Genomic DNA, 17,840 nt, shown 5'->3' with positions numbered 1-17,840 from the left:
TACGTCCTCTTAGTTCTGCAATTCTTTGCTGACCGGCAGGTTTTCAAACTCCTGCTGATTGCGGCGCGCGCCCTGCGCCAGCTCGCGCAGAATTTTGGTCAGGAAGGGGGTTTTCAGCGTGTAGTAGCGCCTGGCGATGATGGCGCTCAGCACGTAACAGATCGCCGGTGCCAGGGTAAACAGGCCGATGATGATGCTGATGGTCGCGCTGTTCTGGGTTTTGGCTGCCGCGTCGTAGCCGCCGCCTGCCAGCATCCAGCCTATCATCGCCCCGCCCAGCGCCAGGCCGAGTTTCAGCACGAACAGCGTGCCCGCAAAGCTGATGCCGGTCAGACGTTTGCCGTTGGTCCATTCGCCGTAGTCGACGGTATCGGACATCATTACCCACTGAATCGGCGTCACCAGCTGGTGCAGCACGCCGATAACGAAGATGAAGCCGAACATCAGGACGGTGGCATGCATCGGCACGAAGAACATCGCCACGCTGACCACCGCCAGCGCGGCGTTGGTCCACCAGAAGATGCTGACCTTGCACTTCCAGTCGGTGAGCGGTTTCGCCAGCGCGGAGCCGATCAGGTTGCCGACGCAGTAGGTGGTGAGGAACGCGACGAACACTTCCGGCGAACCCATGATCCAGGTGCAGTAGTACATCATCGCGCCCCCGCGCACGCAGACGGCGAGAATGTTGAGGATGGTGAGCACGCCGACGATGCGCCACTGGTCGTTTTGCCAGATATCACGCAGATCTTCACGCATGGAGGTGGTGCTCGGCGGCACCTGGATGCGCTCTTTGGTGGTGAAGAAGCAGAACGCCAGCATCAGGAACGCGACCACCGACAGCACGGCGATCCCGCCCTGGAAGCCGAAGGCTTTGTCATCCCTGCCAATCAGGTTCACCAGCGGCATCATCAGCACCGTAGAGAGCATACCGCCCGCCGTCGCCAGCACAAAGCGCCAGGACTGGAGGGAGATACGCTGCGTCGGGTCGTTGGTGATCACGCCGCCCAGCGCGCAGTACGGGATGTTGACCACGGTATAGAGCAGGGTCAGCAGGGTGTAGGTAACGGCGGCGTAAACCATTTTACCGTTGAGGCTGAGGTCCGGCGTGGTATACGCCAGCACGCAGACGATGCCGAACGGAATGGCGCCGAACAAAATCCACGGACGGAACTTACCCCAGCGGCTGCGGGTGCGGTCGGCAATCAGCCCCATGCACGGGTCGGAGATCGCATCCAGCGCGCGGGCCAGCAGGAACATGGTGCCGACAAACCCGGCGGGAATACCAAAAATATCGGTGTAGAAAAACATCATATAAAGCATGACGTTATCAAAAATGATGTGGCTGGCGGCGTCTCCCATGCCGTAGCCAATCTTCTCTTTTACTGACAGGACTTCGCTCATATTTTTATCCTTCACGCTGTAGGGGGCGCTGAGACCGGTTACCGTTTTTTAAACCATTGTTTCAGGGGCGGGTATTGCGTTTTCTGGTTAAGAGATTACGTTTCTTGTTTTTTGTGATCGGGATAAAAGTTGAGAGCACGAAGGGCTAACATGAGGATTTTCTTAAGAATTAGCTGAAACAGGGGGGTTAAGGTCAAAAGAGAGGTGAAAAAAGTGGTGTGGGGTATGTGGTAAATGCCTGAAAGTAGCTATAATGCGCCCCGCCTCCATGTAGCAATGCAGGCGCGGAAGATCGTCATCTCCGGTGAGGTGGCTGGACTTCAAATCCAGTTGGGGGCGCCAGCGTTCCCGGGCAGGTTCGACTCCTGTGATCTTCCGCCAAAAATTCATTTCTTTTTATACAAAGTTTCTAGTGCTTCCAATAAGTCCCTTAATCCACTATTAAAATCATTTCTAAAATCTGCGTATTTTTTTGTTTTTAACAACTCAGGTATTTTGCAATCTTTCAAAAGTAAAGGAAGCACGTGAATACGATTATATTGAATTTCATTCCAATATTTTTTTTGCCATTCTCTTTCTACCCATTTTGATGAAACCGCATTTCCAGAAAGAATAACAATTACAAAATCAGCTTCTTCTAATCCGTCTGAAATTCGTTCGGGAATACTTTCCCCTACTTTTATGTCCCATTCATCCAACCAAGAAGCATAACCATTTGCTTCAAGGTCCATACATAACATCTTTGCAAACGGTTTATCCAATGATGAATGAGAAATGAAAATTTTTGCCCCGTTAGGTTTATTCATATAGCGCTGCTCCACAATTTGGTTCAGAAGTGTAGTTTCAATGTAATGTAATTCTGAAAAATAACCACACAATTTCTTATATGATATTTTATTGTATGGAGAGCACAGTTTAGTAAGTTCAGCTTTACGATTTACTAAATCGTGCATTGATGCATATTCTAAATCATCATAAGAGATTCCATGATGCTCAGTCGCTAGAGAAAAATGGCCAAAATATACGATAGCGACATGGATTATACCCTCTATTGTTTCATCATCGTCATCTTCTTCATTCCATTCATAGTTTTCTGGGAAAATAGAATCATCATCATCGTAATAACCAATACGCCCTTTAAATTTTCCAGATATTACTTTAACGGTACCATATCGATCCATTTCTTTAGGCATGGCTGAATCCTTTATTCATAATTTTAACCCTTAGGTTCAATTTTCCTTAATCGCAAAGCCTCCCTCGCCAGCTCCTTGAACCAGCTGGCGAGACTCACCCCTTCCTCAGCTGCCACTGCATCCAACTGTTCCTTCAATGCCGGATCAATACGCATTTTAAACTGCGGAGATTGTCCGCCGCCTTTTGGTTTTTTTTCGCGCGATATGATTGACATGAGGCCACCTATCCATCTACTCTGACACACATAGGAGGCCACCTAATCCTCCTGTATTAGCAACGCTCCGAAGTGCGGGAACACAACCGGAGCGTCTAACCTCACCAACTATCAAGGAGTTGATTATGGCTGATTCGCATTCTACCCCAGACACTGACCAATCCGGAACCGAGCGTTCATTAATTGTGGGATACCGCCCGAATGTTTACGACAAATCCACGCCGAAAATCATCCTTTCCGGTAAGTGGTTGCGCGCAGCGGGGTTTGATACCGGACAGCAGGTCACGGTAAAGGTCATGAAAGGATGCATCGTTCTGGTGGCGTATAACGAGCAGGAGCAGCGTTTGCAAGATGATTATAAACGGACGAAAGCAAAGCTTATTGAGATAGAGGACGCGCTTGCAGCGATCCAAATTCCGCATGCTGGAAAGCGACTCGCAAAATCAAATACAAACCACCTGGCTTAGCGGCTGTTTCTGGCATACTACGAGCTTACAGGCATCAACCTTATGAAGCGGAGGCAGCATGACATATGAGGAATTAATAAATTCTCCAGCCGGTGAGTTCGTCATGTTTGCCAGCAAGGATGGAAAAGTTCGCATTGAATGCCGCTTCGAAAGCGATACGTTGTGGCTCTCACAGGCCACGATCTGTGAGTTATACGGCAAAGCCAAAGCTACGATCAGCGGGCATATCAAGAATATTTTTGATGAGGGTGAACTGGTCGAAAATTCAGTTGTTCGGTTTTACCGAACAACTGCCAGCGATGGTAAAGTATATAACGTTCAATACTTTAGCCTGCCCGTCATTCTCGCCATCGGCTATCGCGTCCGATCCACGCGAGGTACGCAGTTCCGCCAGTGGGCCACCCAAACGCTCCAGGAATACCTGGTTAAAGGCTTCGTTATGGACGACGAGCGCCTGAAAAATCCGCCTGTGGGATCTTCCGCCGTCCCTGACTATTTCGATGAAATGCTGGAACGCATTCGCGATATACGGGCCAGCGAACGCCGGGTCTATCTTCGCGTGAGGGAGATTTTCGCATTAGCTGCTGACTATCAGCCGTCGCTCAAAGAAACCACGCAATTCTTTCAGACCATCCAGAATAAACTGCATTTTGCCTGCACTGGGCACACCGCTGCTGAGTTGATTCACCAACGTGCGGACGCCACTCAACCGCATATGGAGCTGACCAGCTATAAAGGCGAAGAAGTCCGTAAAAGCGATGTCACCACCGCAAAAAATTATCTGTCTCAGGATGAGGTGAGCGAGCTTAATCGCGTCGTTAATATGTGGCTCGATTTTGCCGAAGATCAGGCCAAACGCCGCAAGCAGGTATTTTTACGAGACTGGCAAACCAAGCTCGATCAGTTCCTGCAATTCAACGACCGGGACGTTTTAGAAGGCGCAGGAAAAATCAGCAAGAAAGCGGCTGATGAGAAGGCGTGCTCAGAATACATCGAATATGAAAAAAAGCAGCGCCTGCTGAAAGAGGCCGAAGGTGAGAAAGATATTGTCGGCTTATTAAAATGGGATAAGCAGGCTAAGCGCTAATCCCGGCATAGGTTCATTATTCAATGATATTCATCATTTCAATATTTGATGCTTTTTTTAGTGACTATTATTCTTGCGATGGAAGAATAGTCATAAATCAACCTTATAAATTTTTAAACGTCAATTGATACCATCCATATCTCGCAACTACAACTTTCTATTAAACCAACCGAAATTCTTTAACATTCCTGTTTTGAAATGAAAGTCACAATTTAAATCCATTATGAAGAGTAGTTTCCCTCAGTCTATAAAAGGAGATTGAGATGGCTATACCTGTTTACTTATGGCTCGAGGATGATTCAGGCCGGAGGATTAATGGATCTGTCGATATAAAAGATCGCGAAGGTTCAATAGAAGTGATTGAATTTATGCATTCTATAGAACAACCTATAGATAAATTCTCCGGTAAAATCACTGCAAAACGCATTTGTAGTACCTATGCATTCATGAAAGAGATTGATTCATCATCCTCTTATCTATACAAAGCCTTATGCACTGGGCAAACACTTAAAAAAGCAGAGTTCATATTTTACAGAATCAACTATAACGGACTTGAAGAGGCTTACTTTAAGACAACTTTAGAAAATGCAAGAGTAGTTCAAATTGAACCACTCATGTTTGACATTAAACTACCGCGAAACGAACGCTATACACATTGTGAATATGTAGATCTAACATATGAAAAAATAACATGGCATTACATAGATGGAAACATCATTCATTCTGATACCTGGAAGGAACGCGCTTAAGGAGAAAGTATGTCCTGGGAATATGATGTAAAAGAGCACAAATTTTATCTGGATGGTGTCTACCAATTTGATGCAGATTACGCAGGTGCTAGTGGTTACAAAAACGATCCGTCACAAGAATGTGTAAAAAACAGCGGACCGCTGCCACAAGGTACCTACACTATTGGGTCCCCTCATAATTCAGCCCACACCGGGAAATATACTCTCAGCCTCACGCCCTACTCGACAAATGATATGTGTGGTAGAGACTCATTTAAAATACATGGTAAAAGCAGTTTGCACCCTGACGACTCTTCAGAGGGCTGCATCATTGCTCCTCTGAGTGCCAGAAGGAGTATCTGGAAAAGCAACGATACGGTATTGATAGTCAAATGAAGCGTTTATTTTGTTTATTGCCATTACTCGTTGCAGTCAGTTCGCACGTCTCAGCAACGGAAATGACCGGCTTCGCGACCGAGTATTACGATGAAGACGGATCACTGACGGAAATTTCTACAACAGTGCCCCTTTCACCGACCATCGCTATAAGCAAGCAAGCCGTACGAATGGAGGTTACTCACCTGTCAGATATCACCAGCACACCAGTTAACAAAGACAGCTCAGCACGCTGGGTCTGCCTTCATGACGACGATGGCACGAATTACTGGTTCATTTCTGATAACGAAATGGGTGCAGGATTGTTAACTGCGCTAGTTATTGCCAAAGATGGCATCCATAAAGAGTGTGCTAAAACAACGGAACCTGTCAGCGTCTCAGTCGCGAATGTTCCATTGTTGAATGCTACTCACAGGAATCTAATTGAAATGTTCGGCAAGAAAGGGATCGCCAAAAAGAAAGCGATACTTTTTTATCAGGAGACGCCAGTACAGAATGGATTCATCCAGAGTAATACGGTCTCGTATTACTTCGATGGCGAAAAAGTGCGTGGTGTAATCATCGGGCAAATTACCAGTAACTAGCTTGCAGACGCCCTCTCCAGAGGGAGAGGGCGTTAAGCCTGTCCACTCAACCGCATATGCAACAGCGGAAACGGATTCCCCTGCCCGTCCAGCTCCGAGCGCCCGAACTGCTCAAACCCCATATGACGATAAAACGCCACCCCCTGCGGATTCTGCTCGTTCACATCCACTTCATTTACGCCGAATTCTGCAATGGCATATTGCAGCAGCATTTTCCCGATACCCTTCCCCCGGCTCGCATCATCCACAAACAGCATTTCAATGCGATTTTTATCCACGCCCAAAAAGCCGTGAATAATACCCACGTCATCCCGGGCAATCACAACCCTGAGATTAGGCAAATATGCGTTGAGCAATAACGGACGCAGCGCCGCGATATCGCTTTCCTGCAAAAAGCGGTGCGTGGCGCGAACGGACGACTCCCAGACTGCGACGAGGCGTTCAAATTGTGAGGGGTGTGCGGCTTCTATTTTCATGATGATATTCCGGTTGAGTAAAGTTTCAGGGCAGCATGTAATGATATTCAGCTCTGCGACGTGCGCCACACGCCAGGCGTACAACCATACTCCGTCTGAAAATGACGAATAAAGTGCGCGCAGTCGCTGAACCCCATCCGCTGCGCAATATCCGTCACGCTTTGCTGTGAGTTCTTCAGCAGCCAGCAAGCATAGCGCAGTCTGGCACTGCGGATAAATTCGCGGGCCGTTTTGCCGAATTCTGCGTGGAACAGACGGTTGAGCTGGCGTTCACTCAATGCCACTTCTCGCGCAAGCCCGGCGGTGGTGAGCGGCCGGGTCAGGAACTGTTCTATCAGCATGACGGCGCGGCGCAACCGCGAGTCAGGGATAAGCGCAAAATTCGCCGGACGCGGGGTGGCAATTTCATGCGGAACGAGCGACAAACGCTGACAGGTGGTGCTGGCGATATCATCCCCGGCATGGGCGCGGATAAGCTCAGTTGCCAGCGTCAGGGTGGAAATACCGCCCGGGCAGGTCAGCACATCGCCATCGTCGATGAAATCATACCCTTGCTCAGCATAAACCAGCGGGAAAGCCTGCCGAAATGCATCAAGGTGGAAAGGATGGATGGACGCTCGTCGTTCATTCAGCAATCCTTCCTGTGCGAGGACAAAACTGCCGGTGCCAATGCCAATGAGCGGAACCCCGGCATGGTGGGCATGTGCCAGATACGCTTTATCCCCCTGATACCCTAAGTCCAGATACTGCAATTCACCGCCGATAACAGCAAGGTAGTTAAAACTGTCCGGCGGCGCATGGGGAGAATCCGGTCTCATGATAATCCCCGCATTGCTGATAATCGGGATATCAGGAAATTCACTTATCAGGCTGATTTTAAATGCTAATTTATCCTGAGCTTTCGCTGCATAACGCAGCGCCTCCAGCAACCCGGAGACGGCCAGGAGTGAATAACGGGGCCATAATATCAACCCAATATGCAGACACTTTTCCGGTACTGATTTCCCCCCATCAGAGGAGTCAAATACACTTTTCATTTACTTGCCAAATTTTAAAATTAATTACATTATCGCAACATGATCTGTCGCACTTTTTATTTCTAAGGTAATCCTGATATTTTAAATCAAGCATAAATGAGACGGGAGGAAAATATAATGTTTTTCTCGTTTATATCATTCTTTTTTTGAGCCACGACACACATATGTCGGTAATGTTCCTAAGGTAAAGATATAGTTACCATTATGTTGTTCATTGATCCGCATATAAATACTCTTGCCCGGATAGACAAAGAATTGCGGTTCATATTTTTCCAGCCAGCTGTCTTCGACATTATCGTCCGGGAACGTCATATTTTTTTCTGACGTCAGCAAATAGAGATGATCTTGTCTCTCCACCCGAAAGGAAATTTTCCTGTCAATGGTTTTACCCGGATCGCTCTTTGCCCGGCCATTCATGCTCAGGGTGCCGAGTTTCCCGTCGAAGGTGTAATTCAGCCAGACCGCCAGCGTCTCATCCGGATGGTGCTGTACCAGATTAGCCTGGCATGAAAAAGGCTGAACGTAAGTTCGGTGCCATAGGTAATAGCCCGTCAGCACGCCTGCGGTGACAAGGCCCGTCACGATGATATACAGCATCTGCCGAAAACGAGTCATGCTAGCTATCCTTCAGGAAATAATCAGATATACAGCGGTTCGGTTCTTTCATTGGCCGGTCGCAGCGAATAACCGACGCACGAGGAAGCAGAGCGTACCAGCTGATGTAAACCCAGGGATATTGCGCGCATTCGGCCTTGAATTGTTCCACATAGGTCAGCGCTGAAGCGCGTTCAGCGTGAGTCTGAATGTCGTTCGCAAGATAAACGCGACAGGCTCCGACGGATGCCGCAAAACGGTAATCCTCAACAAAACGGTTTTCTGTGGCGTTCATATATCCCGTCACGCCTGCCCCGGCCAGGACGATCAATAGACCCATGACAACAGCCAGCCAGCGCGTGGGCTTCCTGGCAACGGGCGTTGCTGGCTCGGAGGGTGCAGAGACCTCCTCGATCGCTGGCGCCTCCACACATTGTCCCTCTGCGGGTTGAGGCGCGACGGGTGAAGACTCTCTGACGGTTATTTGCGTGTCGCTTGCCAGCGTCAACCCAATCCGCGGAATGGTAACGATAGGGTCAGTTTCAAAACCAATCTTTTTGAGCCCTTTGCGCAGGATGGAGATGTTCTGGTAATAGGTATTGGAGGAGACAAGCATGCCGCGGCTTTGCCAGACAATATCAAGGAACTCTTGCTGAGTGACAATCGACCCCGCTCTGTCGATTAATAACAACAGGCATCGGCCTGCTGGCGAATTTAACACAACCACACGGTCAGGATTGTTGATATCACGTAACGTGCTGGCCGCAGGATGAAATTCGACGATATTATTTATAATGTAATGCTTATGCATAGGGGCAGTATGAATTCTCCGGTTAACAGATGTTGAACCTGGGTCACCGCATGTATGGGATGACATTCACGTCGGGATTAATGTGACTGATTAACGTCATGCTGTATATCTTCGCCATTGGCGAAAAATCTTAATTTATATTTCATCCCTTAAGCTTCACTGAACCTGCATAAGAACTCAACCCTTGTAGAATGCGGCTTGCAGAGCCGCTTCATCCGCGATCATCCTCATTATGATGTTTTGTGAAGTGAATTTCCGCTCCACAGAAGTATCTGACTACCGGCAGCATCTCATTTATCAGGGCCTCATCTTTTGGCGCGCTCCTCGCCTCTTGACATTGACAAATATCTACATAAAAAAACATTGTACGCCACGGACATGCGTGTCTGAAATATTCAGCATCCTTAAGCCTTAAGTTTTCTCAACCTGACCAATATCAATAACTTACATGGTTTTTGTATGCTTTTAAGCCACCTTTCTATCAGTTTTTATCGATGATAACATTCGTAAATTGTTATTCCCCGTCAGCAACTTCACACCCGCACTGACACCAGACGACAAACTCCTTACAAAACATTTATCAAAGCTAAATTTTCATTAAAAATAGCGGCTATCATAATTTACAGAAAGCGAAGCGGAATAAGACCAATCAGAGGGAAGCGTCGTAACCGGTCTCGATCTTAGTAATTAATACAATTTTAGATTAATTCAGATTACCTCTTTATTGGCCGACGTATAGTAGGCCTACAGTATGCAATACGTCATTGCTTCGAGAATACTGGCGATAACCTTATAAATAATTCGCCTGATTACTATTATAAATCGAGGAATAACATGACGAACAATAGCCAAATAACACAGCATATAACTGTTGCACTGATGGGCGGCGATCATTATGCAAGAAACGGCATTAAAACGTTATTAAGCAGCATCCGCGACGACCTTCACATCATTATCATCGAAGGAGGTTATCAGGAACTGGATAAGGCGCTGTCGTCGATTCGTATCGATATCTTATTTATATCCGGCGCAGAGAAATACCATACAGGGTATGACTCACTGAAATATTTAAAAAAAATCAAAGTCACGCAGCCTGAAGTGATTATCTGCCTGTACTCAACCTCTGCCCATTCCCTGTTATGGGTCCGGGAAGATATTGATGCCTATATCTCGCTACAGAACACGGTTTATCAGTGGCGGATAAAGCTAGCAAAAATGGTCGATAGCCATTATCGGCCCCAAAAGCAGCCAGCGGCGTTATCGCTGACGCCTGGAGAAAGGAGGGTATTAAAGGAACTCAGGAACGGACTGGATATACGTTACATCGCAGAACTGGAGAAACTTTCTTATCGCCGCGTGAGCGCCTTAAAAAGCTCAGCGATAAGGAAACTCGGGCTCAGGAATAAGACAGATTTGCTGGTCTTTTTAACCAGTTAGACCTGCCGCTTTCAGAGCAAATCTCGTAATAAAAAAATCAAGGAACTATGAAATGAAAGCACGCCTTACTTGCCATTCTCTGCTGGCATTAAGCATTGCCGCCCTGCTGCCAGCGGGCTCAGCACTGGCCGCCACCACCAGCGGCGGCACGGTTAACTTCAGCGGTAAAGTGGTGACCTCCGCCTGTGCCATCAGCGCCGGTAGCGCCAATATCGACGTCGACATGGGTGAAGTGCGTACCGCCACGCTGGCTGCCGCAGGCAGTGAAGCCAGTACCGCAAAAGCCTTCTCCATCACCCTGGAAGATTGCGAAATCGCCGATACCTCCGCGTCCACGGAAGATAACCCTATTGCCGCAACGACCGTGGCTATCACCTTCACCGGTACACCGGACAGTACCGATGTGAATAGCCTGGCCGCGGGAGTAAACGGCGGCGCGGGCTCGGCGCAGCATGTCGCTATCCGTCTTTATGACGAACAGGGCAACGTCGTCAGGCTGGGTGAGCCGGCAGCAGCGATCCCCCTGCGTGCGGGGGCGAACATCCTGAACTTCAGCGCGAAATATTACTCCCCACTGGGCAACGCCACGGCGGGTGATGCCAGCGCGGTCGCCACCTACACCGTGACCTATTCGTAATCTTCAGGCCCGGTCTGCTGGCCGGGTCTGACTCAGCTTTCAGGAGACGCACTATGCGCGTAAACACATGGATTTGTCTGGCTGGCACGTTATGTTCATCCGCCGTGTACGCAGGCGGCGTGGGGTTAGGCGCAACGCGGCTGATCTACACCGGCGCGGCTACGCAGACGATGATGCAGGTAAGAAATACCCACCCTGATGCCACGTTTCTGATCCAGTCCTGGATGGAAGACGAGAAAGGGAGCCGTACCAACGACTTCGTCATCACGCCGCCGCTGTACGTCATGAAGCCCGCCAGCGAAAGCGCGGTGAAAATCATGTTCAGCGGCGACGCCCTGCCAGCCGATCGCGAGACGCTGTACTGGATGACGGTCAAAGCTATCCCACAGCAGGTTAAAAACGGTTCCGGCAATTCGCTGCAATTCGCCTCTGCCAACCGCATCAAGGTCTTTTATCGCCCGGAGCGGCTCAGGGAAGGTGCAGGGGAGGCATGGAAAAACCTTGCCGGCGCCTACCGCGCGGGCAAGGTCACGCTGACCAACCCAACGCCGTATTACCTCACCACCATTAACGTGAAAATTGATGGCAGGCCGGTGTCGCCCGTCATGGTACCGCCGAAATCCAGCGTGACGCTGGCAGACACCTTCAGCCATGCGAGCAGCTTAAGCTACCAGACGATTAACGATTATGGCGCCTGGACGCCCGTTACCCGCACGTCATTGTCCCAATAATAAAAACAGTAAGGCGTGACCACATGAAAATTAAAATCCTGTGCGCCACGGCGATCGCCCTGGTGATTCGGCAAGCCGTGGCTGCCGAAAGCGAGCTGCAATTTAATCCTGCGTTTCTCAACGGCGAGCGCGCCAACAGCGCCGATCTCGCCTGGGTCAACGCCGGGAGCGCGTTGCCGCCGGGCGAGTACAATCTTAACGTGTATATCAACACCCAGTTCGCGTTCACAGGTAACGTCACGTTTCGCGTCGCTGAAAACACCGCCGGTGAAGCCCTGCCTTGCCTTACGCCTGCGCAATTCGCCGCACTTGGCATCGACAGCCGTCAGGCTAAAGGGGGTGAGCTGCCGCCTGCGCAGCGCTGCATTTTTTTAACCCAGTCATTCGCCGATACCCGGTTTGATTTTGACCAGAGGACGCTTACCCTCAACTTCACCGTACCGCAAAGCGCGATGCGTGCTCTGCCGCGCGGGTACGTCAGCCCGGAGAGCTGGGAGTCCGGCATCCCTGCCGCTTGGCTGAACTATGTGGTCAATGGCGCGAATAATGACTACCGGGGCGAGACGCGCACGCGGGAACAACAGCTGTTTGTGAGCCTCAACAGCGGCGCCAACCTGGGCGCATGGCGGCTGCGTGATTTCACCACGTGGACCAAAGAGAGTAACGAGCTCACCCACGTCCAGACCTGGCTACAGCGGGATATCCGCGCCCTGCGTGCCCAGGTTTATGCCGGTGAAACGTTCACCTCATCGCAGGTGTTTGACGCCGTTGGCCTGCGTGGGGTTGCCCTGAAGACCGATGACAATATGTTGCCCGCCAGCCTGAGCGGTTACGCGCCCGAAGTGCGTGGCATCGCGCGCAGCAATGCCACGGTGACGGTTCGCCAGAACGGTAACGTCATCTATCAAACCTCCGTTCCGCCGGGGGCGTTTGTGCTGAAAGATCTCTATCCGACCTCTTCCGGCGGCGATCTCGCGGTCACCATTCAGGAGAGCGACGGTAGCCAGACGCAATACACCCTGCCCTTTGCCAGCGTGCCGAATCTGGTGCGTAACGGTCAGGTCAAATATGCTCTGGGTGCGGGGAAATACCGTCCTGCGGGCAATCAGATCTCGCCCTCCTTCGCGCAGGGCGAGCTGTTCCTGGGCTGGCGATACGGCCTCACGTTTTATGGCGGGGCGCAGTTTTCCGATCGCTACAACGGCCTGGCCTTCGGTATCGGGCAGAATCTCGGCCGCTTTGGCGCCTACTCCCTCGACCTCACCCATGCCCGCAGCCAGCTGGCTGATAACCAGCACTACACCGGTGATTCGGTGCGCCTGCGGTACAGCAAGCTGCTGAACAATATCGGTACGCGAGTCAATTTCTTCTCGCTGCGTTACTCAACGGCAGGGTTTTATACCCTCAGCGATACCACTTACAAAGGCATGGCGGGCGGAGCGCCAAAACAGACCGTGGAAGACGATGGCACCGTCACCACTCACTACGACACGGTTTACAACCTGCATATGTCGCGTAAGGCAAAAAATCAGCTGCTGTTGTCGCAGCCGATGGGCGAATACGGCGCGCTGTCGCTGTCCTGGGATCAACAAACCTACTGGAATACGTCAAAAACCACGCAAAGTTTGCAGTTCGCGTGGAACGCGACGTTTCGTAACCTGTCGCTTGGCATCAGCGCCCAGCGTAGCTCTGGCCTGTACGACAACAAGAAAGACAATATCCTCGCGTTGTCCCTGTCGGTGCCGCTGGGTAACCCGGCGCTGTCGACCCGTCTCCGTTTTACCGCTACCCATGCGGATCCCGCTGGCACCACAGCCAGTACCGGTGTCAGTGGTTATCTGCCGGGGCAGGAGAATCTTTTCTATAGCGTCAACCAGCGCTACAGCGCGCAGCAGCACTACGGCGGCGATGCCGCGCTGCAATACGAGGGCGCGTGGGGAGACTATAACCTGGGCTACAGCTACGCCGGTGACTCCCGTAACCTCAGTTACGGGATGAGCGGCGGTGCGGTGCTGCATGAGGATGGTCTGACGCTGAGCCAGCCGCTCGGGAACACCAATATTCTGGTGAAAGCCCCGGGCGCCAGCCATGTCGCCGTGCTCAACCACAAGGGCATCAAAACCGACAGCCGGGGCTATGCGGTGATCCCGTACGCCACGCCGTATCGCGTTAATCAGGTTGCGCTGGATGTCACCACCGTGGGCAATGACGTGGAACTTGAGAACGCCATCGCCAATAAAATCCCCACCGACGGGGCACTGGTTCGCGCCACCCTCACCACGCGTCAGGGGGCAAAAGCGATGTTTATCGTACGTCACGCTAAAGACGTGCTCCCCTTCGGTACGCTGGTCTCGTCAGAGGATGACAAAGCCAGCGGTATCGTCGGCGACGGCGGCAGCGTGTATCTGACCGGCCTGTCAGCGGAGGGAACATTGCATGCCGTATGGGGGCGCAACAGCGCCCAGCGCTGCACGATCCGCTATGCGCTGAACCCGCAGAATTATCACGCCCGCACCGGGCTTTATTCCCAGGAGGTCATATGTCAGTAACCATCCGGTTCCTCCCCCTGATCCTGCTGATGTTCATCACCGTTCCCGCGCGCGGCTATGACGTGCTGGTTTCCGTGACCGGCAACGTGATCGGCAATACCTGCATTGTCTCGGAAGATTCGAAGGAGCAAAACGTGCCGCTGGGCACCCTCGGCGTGAAGCAATTTAGCGAGGCGGGCGCGGTCAGCAATATCAAAACGCCCTTCACGCTCACCCTTGAAGCATGCGGCCCCACCTTTGCTGGCGTGAAAATCCGCTTCAGCGGTACGCCGGATGACGAGAACCCGCAGCTTCTCAAAGTCGCTGACGGCGGCGCGACCGGCGTGGCGGTGCAGATTCTGGATAAAGACAGCGTACTTATCCCGCTGGACACCCAAACCGCTGCTTACGGCGCGGCGGGGGATGACAGCGTAAAAATGACCTTCTATGCGCGACTGGCCGCCACGGGTGCGCCGGTCAATGCCGGAGACGTTTCGGCAGTGGCGACCTGGACGACGGAGTATCAATAATGCGTTTACTGTTTTTAGCCCTGTTTTTCATGTCCTCTCAGGCACTTGCCCTCTCCTGGACATCGGATATCACCCTTTCGCCAACGCCCATGTCGTGGTCCGGCCCGGCAGACTCCATCGTGCCTGGAAAGACGATCGGCTCTGAATGGAGCGCCTCTGCGAGCGTCTCGGAAGTGTTCTGGTGCGGCCTGGTATTTACCTGCTCTAAAGGGACGCTGGAGCCGAGCAGCAGTATAACCGCCACCGGCATAACGGTTATTCTTGATGGCGCAAATTACATGGTATTTGAAACGGGCGTGCCCGGCATCGGCTTCATTCTTGGGCTTAAAGATTATAACGGCACCACCTATGTCCCGATGCAGACGGGCATTACGCAGAGCTATCCGGCCGATGGGACTAACGGTTACGCCACCGCACTGGGCTGGTCGGCAAAAGTGACGTTTATCAAGACCGGCGTTCCGCTGAAATCCGGCGTATATCAGACCCCGACCATTAACGCGGCGATCCTGACGGCCTATAACAACGAAGTGAAAACCGCGCAGGTGATCATCAACCCCACCACCATCACGGTGACGGCAAGCGGCTGCACGGTAGGCACAAAAAGCGCCAACGTCGACCTGGGCACCATTGATGTTCACACGCTGCCCAGCGTAGGCAGCACCTCGCCGTCGGGGGAGTTTAACGTCAGCCTGACCTGCGATGAGAACGTGGCGGTTAACGCAGTGATGACCGATCAGACCACACCGTCAAATACCTCGTCGGTCGTGACGCTGACCGGGGACTCCACGGCCTCCGGCATTGGCGTACAGTTTTTCTATAACGGTACCGGGCCGCTTATGATGGGGCCGGACAGCTCGTCCGCAGGTACGACGGGACAGTTTTTCATCCAGACCACCAGCTCGGCACAAACGCTGTCCCTGCCGTTCCAGGCGCAGTACATCCGAACCGGTGAACTGGTCCCCGGCTCGGCCAACGCCCTGGCAAGCATCACCTTTTCGTATCAGTAGGTTAGTGCTTCACCCACACCAGCTGATCGACCCGGAAGCCCAGCTCGCGTGCGGTGTTCAGGTAGTCCTGTTTTACCGCATCCGGAATGGTCGGGGTGCGCGATAAAATCCACAGATAGTCGCGGTTCGGGCCGCTGACCAGCGCGTACTGGTACTTATCATCCAGCTTGATCACGTTATAGCCGCCGTAGAACGGGCCGAAGAACGATACCTTCAGCGCAGCCGTGGTCGGTTCGCCGGTAAAGTACGCCTTTCCTTCGCTCTCATTCCATTTTTTCTTCACCGGATCGTAGCCGCGGTTCAGTACGCTGATACCGCCATCGCTGCGCTTGCCGTACGTCGCGGTGACCTGTTCCAGACCGCGCTCGAAGCGATTTTCCAGTCGGGCGACTTCATACCATTTGCCGAGATAGCGGCTGGCATCAAAGCCGGTAATGGGCTGCACGCCTTTCGGCGGCGTGGGAGATTTACAGGCAACCAGCGTCAGCGCAATGGCGACACCGGTAACGACAGGCCATAGCCTCATGAGAACTCCTTTCATTTACGCGGTTGGACGTTAAGTGTAGCGCACCCGTGCGGCGCTTCATCCCGTCGGGGAATATTCGTAGTATATTGAGACAACTCCTTCTCTTCGGATGCAGACATGGCTTACTCCATCGGCGAATTCGCCAGACTCAGCGGCATCACCGCCACCACGCTGCGGGCGTGGCAGCGACGCTATGGCTTGCTCAAACCCGAGCGTACGGACGGCGGTCACCGCCTGTACAGCGATGAGGACGTTCAGCAGGCGCTGAAAATCCTCGACTGGGTAAAAAAAGGCGTACCCATCGGTCAGGTAAAATCACTGCTGGAACGCCCTGCGCCGCGCCGCGCCAATAACTGGCAAACCCTGCAACAGGCCATGCTGCAAAAGTTGCAGGAGGGGAAAATTGAGTCCCTGCGTCAGATGATTTACGACGCCGGACGCGAATACCCAAGGCCAGAGCTGGTCACTAACGTGCTGCGTCCGTTGCGCAGCCAGATATCGGCCAACGTCGCCGCCGCCATGACGCTGCGTGAGATCCTCGACGGCATCCTCATCGCCTATACCTCGTTTTGCCTTGAGGGCGATAAAAAAGCGCCGGGCGATAACATCCTCATCAGCGGCTGGCATCTGAACGACCCCTGTGAGATCTGGCTAGAAGCTCTGACGCGCACCGGCCAGGGCCACCGCATCGACATACTGCCGGTTCCCCCTGCCGCGCTGGCCCCGGAAATTTTCCCGGACCGCAAATGGCTGCTGGTCACCAGCGGTAAACTTACCGCCGTGCGGAAAAAGCAGGTTGCGCAGTGGCAGCAGCAGGTTTCCCTTGAGGTGATTATCCTCTGATTATTTTCTGCTGAGGCAATCTTCACGAAAAGTTGAATATTTTTTCGCACAGCGAGTGCTAACGTTTTCCTGTCACCGACAACTCAACAGGAAAACACGATGAAAAAGACACTCCCTCTGATGATGCTCGCTGCAATGGCTTTCGCGCCTGCCGCGTTCAGCGCCCCGGCAGGCACCCTGAGCGTCCACGTTCTGGACCAGCAAACCGGTATGCCGCCAGCGGATGTGGCCGTCACGCTGGAGAAGCAGGAGCAGGACAAGTGGACCCCGATTGCCAGCGGTAAAACCGACCACGACGGGCGCATCAAATCGCTCTATCCGCAGGATCAGGATATGGCGCCTGGCGTGTATAAAGTGACCTTCAAAACCGCCGATTACTTCCACGGTAAAAAGCTGGACTCCTTCTTCCCGGAAGTGCCGGTGCTGTTCACCGTCACCCGCACCAATGAAAAACTGCACATCCCGCTTCTGCTCAGCCAGTACGGTTACTCAACCTACAAGGGCAGCTGATTGCTCTTGATTTTAAAGACGATTTAAAAATAATCCCGCCAATACTTGGACAAATACGCATTGTTGTGTAACTTTTAGGTATGAGATCGGGAGGTGCACACC

General features: G+C 52.0%; 21 protein-coding genes and 1 tRNA gene. 14 read left to right on the top strand and 8 right to left on the bottom strand.

From position 1 onward, the window contains the following. Positions 1 to 9: 9 nt before the first annotated feature. Positions 10 to 1,401 (bottom strand): glycoside-pentoside-hexuronide family transporter, encoded by a 1,392-nt coding sequence (locus tag L463_RS18000; protein WP_032104028.1) that lies wholly within the window; start codon positions 1,399 to 1,401, stop codon positions 10 to 12. A gap of 286 nt (positions 1,402 to 1,687) precedes the next feature. Here L463_RS18000 and L463_RS18005 point away from each other — a divergent pair. Continuing rightward, positions 1,688 to 1,782 (top strand) — tRNA-Sec (locus L463_RS18005). Between the two features lie 5 nt (positions 1,783 to 1,787). Here the strand turns inward: L463_RS18005 and L463_RS18010 are convergent. Both L463_RS18010 and L463_RS18015 read right to left on the bottom strand, forming a co-directional pair. Then, complete coding sequence (locus tag L463_RS18010) at positions 1,788 to 2,594, bottom strand: toll/interleukin-1 receptor domain-containing protein (RefSeq protein WP_032673083.1); 807 nt, start codon at positions 2,592 to 2,594, stop codon at positions 1,788 to 1,790. Positions 2,595 to 2,617: 23 nt separating this feature from the next. Further along, positions 2,618 to 2,809, bottom strand: coding sequence for a toxin-antitoxin system HicB family antitoxin (locus tag L463_RS18015; protein ID WP_023295694.1), 192 nt, complete (start codon positions 2,807 to 2,809; stop codon positions 2,618 to 2,620). A 125-nt stretch (positions 2,810 to 2,934) separates the two neighbouring features. Here L463_RS18015 and L463_RS18020 point away from each other — a divergent pair, with 125 nt between their 5' ends. From L463_RS18020 to L463_RS18040, 5 genes are all read left to right on the top strand, one after another. Continuing rightward, positions 2,935 to 3,276 carry a SymE family type I addiction module toxin gene (locus tag L463_RS18020; protein WP_006812446.1) on the top strand — a complete coding sequence of 114 codons (342 nt, stop codon included), beginning with the start codon at positions 2,935 to 2,937 and terminating at the stop codon, positions 3,274 to 3,276. A 58-nt stretch (positions 3,277 to 3,334) separates the two neighbouring features. Next, positions 3,335 to 4,363, top strand: coding sequence for a virulence RhuM family protein (locus L463_RS18025; protein WP_071888793.1), 1,029 nt, complete (start codon positions 3,335 to 3,337; stop codon positions 4,361 to 4,363). Between the two features lie 263 nt (positions 4,364 to 4,626). After that, positions 4,627 to 5,112, top strand: coding sequence for a type VI secretion system tube protein TssD (gene tssD / locus L463_RS18030; RefSeq protein ID WP_017383637.1), 486 nt, complete (start codon positions 4,627 to 4,629; stop codon positions 5,110 to 5,112). Positions 5,113 to 5,121: 9 nt separating this feature from the next. Then, entirely contained in the window at positions 5,122 to 5,487 is a 366-nt protein-coding gene (locus L463_RS18035) for a tlde1 domain-containing protein (RefSeq protein WP_032104024.1), read from the top strand. After that, complete coding sequence (locus L463_RS18040) at positions 5,484 to 6,071, top strand: hypothetical protein (RefSeq protein ID WP_223826496.1); 588 nt, start codon at positions 5,484 to 5,486, stop codon at positions 6,069 to 6,071. Before L463_RS18035 ends, L463_RS18040 begins: the two co-directional genes overlap by 4 nt. A gap of 32 nt (positions 6,072 to 6,103) precedes the next feature. Here the strand turns inward: L463_RS18040 and L463_RS18045 are convergent, their stop codons facing one another. From L463_RS18045 to L463_RS18060, 4 genes are all read right to left on the bottom strand, one after another. Next, a complete protein-coding gene (locus L463_RS18045; RefSeq protein WP_032104021.1) occupies positions 6,104 to 6,547 on the bottom strand; it encodes a GNAT family N-acetyltransferase in 444 nt (147 codons plus the stop codon). Between the two features lie 47 nt (positions 6,548 to 6,594). After that, a complete protein-coding gene (locus L463_RS18050; protein WP_223230145.1) occupies positions 6,595 to 7,365 on the bottom strand; it encodes a GlxA family transcriptional regulator in 771 nt (256 codons plus the stop codon). A gap of 354 nt (positions 7,366 to 7,719) precedes the next feature. Beyond that, the gene (locus L463_RS18055; protein ID WP_032104020.1) at positions 7,720 to 8,199 is read right to left on the bottom strand and encodes a hypothetical protein; all 480 of its coding nucleotides are present in this window, start codon (positions 8,197 to 8,199) and stop codon (positions 7,720 to 7,722) included. 1 nt (position 8,200) lies between these two features. Next, on the bottom strand, positions 8,201 to 8,989 hold the full coding sequence (locus L463_RS18060; protein ID WP_023295687.1) for a winged helix-turn-helix domain-containing protein: 789 nt from the start codon (positions 8,987 to 8,989) through the stop codon (positions 8,201 to 8,203). An 834-nt stretch (positions 8,990 to 9,823) separates the two neighbouring features. Between L463_RS18060 and L463_RS18065 the strand changes: the two genes are divergently transcribed. Genes L463_RS18065 through L463_RS18090 form a run of 6 tightly spaced genes read left to right on the top strand, consistent with a single transcriptional unit; the run spans position 9,824 to position 15,859 of the window. Beyond that, positions 9,824 to 10,426: a helix-turn-helix domain-containing protein gene (locus L463_RS18065; RefSeq protein WP_015570068.1), complete on the top strand. Its 603-nt coding sequence runs from the start codon at positions 9,824 to 9,826 to the stop codon at positions 10,424 to 10,426. Positions 10,427 to 10,478: 52 nt separating this feature from the next. After that, positions 10,479 to 11,063, top strand: a complete 585-nt coding sequence (locus L463_RS18070; RefSeq protein ID WP_015570069.1) for a fimbrial protein — start codon at positions 10,479 to 10,481, stop codon at positions 11,061 to 11,063. 53 nt (positions 11,064 to 11,116) lie between these two features. Continuing rightward, a complete protein-coding gene (locus L463_RS18075; protein ID WP_032104018.1) occupies positions 11,117 to 11,794 on the top strand; it encodes a fimbrial biogenesis chaperone in 678 nt (225 codons plus the stop codon). 23 nt (positions 11,795 to 11,817) lie between these two features. Beyond that, the gene (locus tag L463_RS18080) at positions 11,818 to 14,343 is read left to right on the top strand and encodes a fimbria/pilus outer membrane usher protein (RefSeq protein WP_032104016.1); all 2,526 of its coding nucleotides are present in this window, start codon (positions 11,818 to 11,820) and stop codon (positions 14,341 to 14,343) included. Beyond that, positions 14,334 to 14,852 (top strand): fimbrial protein, encoded by a 519-nt coding sequence (locus L463_RS18085; protein ID WP_015570071.1) that lies wholly within the window; start codon positions 14,334 to 14,336, stop codon positions 14,850 to 14,852. Before L463_RS18080 ends, L463_RS18085 begins: the two co-directional genes overlap by 10 nt. Further along, entirely contained in the window at positions 14,852 to 15,859 is a 1,008-nt protein-coding gene (locus L463_RS18090; protein WP_032104015.1) for a fimbrial protein, read from the top strand. The genes L463_RS18085 and L463_RS18090 overlap by 1 nt, the downstream gene beginning before the upstream one ends. Before the next feature lies 1 nt (position 15,860). On the opposite strand, the gene L463_RS18095 is transcribed toward L463_RS18090, so the two are convergent. Then, entirely contained in the window at positions 15,861 to 16,385 is a 525-nt protein-coding gene (locus L463_RS18095) for a lipocalin family protein (protein WP_015570073.1), read from the bottom strand. A 117-nt stretch (positions 16,386 to 16,502) separates the two neighbouring features. On the opposite strand from L463_RS18095, the gene L463_RS18100 reads away from it, so the two are divergent. Further along, the gene (locus L463_RS18100; protein ID WP_032103799.1) at positions 16,503 to 17,228 is read left to right on the top strand and encodes a MerR family transcriptional regulator; all 726 of its coding nucleotides are present in this window, start codon (positions 16,503 to 16,505) and stop codon (positions 17,226 to 17,228) included. Positions 17,229 to 17,327: 99 nt separating this feature from the next. Beyond that, on the top strand, positions 17,328 to 17,738 hold the full coding sequence (gene uraH / locus L463_RS18105) for a hydroxyisourate hydrolase (protein ID WP_017693985.1): 411 nt from the start codon (positions 17,328 to 17,330) through the stop codon (positions 17,736 to 17,738). Positions 17,739 to 17,840 lie beyond the last annotated feature (102 nt).

This window comes from Enterobacter sp. BIDMC 27 (genome assembly GCF_000534415.1).
GTDB lineage: Bacteria > Pseudomonadota > Gammaproteobacteria > Enterobacterales > Enterobacteriaceae > Enterobacter > Enterobacter hormaechei_C.
Note: the sequence above shows the minus strand (reverse complement) of the source record. Positions and strands in the feature narration are given on the sequence as shown.

Coding starts and splice junctions, on each gene's coding strand:
- L463_RS18040 (WP_223826496.1), top strand. CDS start 5,484: ATGAAGCGTTTATTTTGTTTATTGCCATTACTCGTTGCAGTCAGTTCG.
- L463_RS18100 (WP_032103799.1), top strand. CDS start 16,503: ATGGCTTACTCCATCGGCGAATTCGCCAGACTCAGCGGCATCACCGCC.
- L463_RS18050 (WP_223230145.1), bottom strand. CDS start 7,365: ATGAGACCGGATTCTCCCCATGCGCCGCCGGACAGTTTTAACTACCTT.
- L463_RS18090 (WP_032104015.1), top strand. CDS start 14,852: ATGCGTTTACTGTTTTTAGCCCTGTTTTTCATGTCCTCTCAGGCACTT.
- uraH (WP_017693985.1), top strand. CDS start 17,328: ATGAAAAAGACACTCCCTCTGATGATGCTCGCTGCAATGGCTTTCGCG.
- L463_RS18025 (WP_071888793.1), top strand. CDS start 3,335: ATGACATATGAGGAATTAATAAATTCTCCAGCCGGTGAGTTCGTCATG.
- L463_RS18085 (WP_015570071.1), top strand. CDS start 14,334: ATGTCAGTAACCATCCGGTTCCTCCCCCTGATCCTGCTGATGTTCATC.
- L463_RS18080 (WP_032104016.1), top strand. CDS start 11,818: ATGAAAATTAAAATCCTGTGCGCCACGGCGATCGCCCTGGTGATTCGG.
- tssD (WP_017383637.1), top strand. CDS start 4,627: ATGGCTATACCTGTTTACTTATGGCTCGAGGATGATTCAGGCCGGAGG.
- L463_RS18010 (WP_032673083.1), bottom strand. CDS start 2,594: ATGCCTAAAGAAATGGATCGATATGGTACCGTTAAAGTAATATCTGGA.
- L463_RS18015 (WP_023295694.1), bottom strand. CDS start 2,809: ATGTCAATCATATCGCGCGAAAAAAAACCAAAAGGCGGCGGACAATCT.
- L463_RS18035 (WP_032104024.1), top strand. CDS start 5,122: ATGTCCTGGGAATATGATGTAAAAGAGCACAAATTTTATCTGGATGGT.
- L463_RS18020 (WP_006812446.1), top strand. CDS start 2,935: ATGGCTGATTCGCATTCTACCCCAGACACTGACCAATCCGGAACCGAG.
- L463_RS18095 (WP_015570073.1), bottom strand. CDS start 16,385: ATGAGGCTATGGCCTGTCGTTACCGGTGTCGCCATTGCGCTGACGCTG.
- L463_RS18045 (WP_032104021.1), bottom strand. CDS start 6,547: ATGAAAATAGAAGCCGCACACCCCTCACAATTTGAACGCCTCGTCGCA.
- L463_RS18070 (WP_015570069.1), top strand. CDS start 10,479: ATGAAAGCACGCCTTACTTGCCATTCTCTGCTGGCATTAAGCATTGCC.
- L463_RS18060 (WP_023295687.1), bottom strand. CDS start 8,989: ATGCATAAGCATTACATTATAAATAATATCGTCGAATTTCATCCTGCG.
- L463_RS18075 (WP_032104018.1), top strand. CDS start 11,117: ATGCGCGTAAACACATGGATTTGTCTGGCTGGCACGTTATGTTCATCC.
- L463_RS18065 (WP_015570068.1), top strand. CDS start 9,824: ATGACGAACAATAGCCAAATAACACAGCATATAACTGTTGCACTGATG.
- L463_RS18000 (WP_032104028.1), bottom strand. CDS start 1,401: ATGAGCGAAGTCCTGTCAGTAAAAGAGAAGATTGGCTACGGCATGGGA.
- L463_RS18055 (WP_032104020.1), bottom strand. CDS start 8,199: ATGACTCGTTTTCGGCAGATGCTGTATATCATCGTGACGGGCCTTGTC.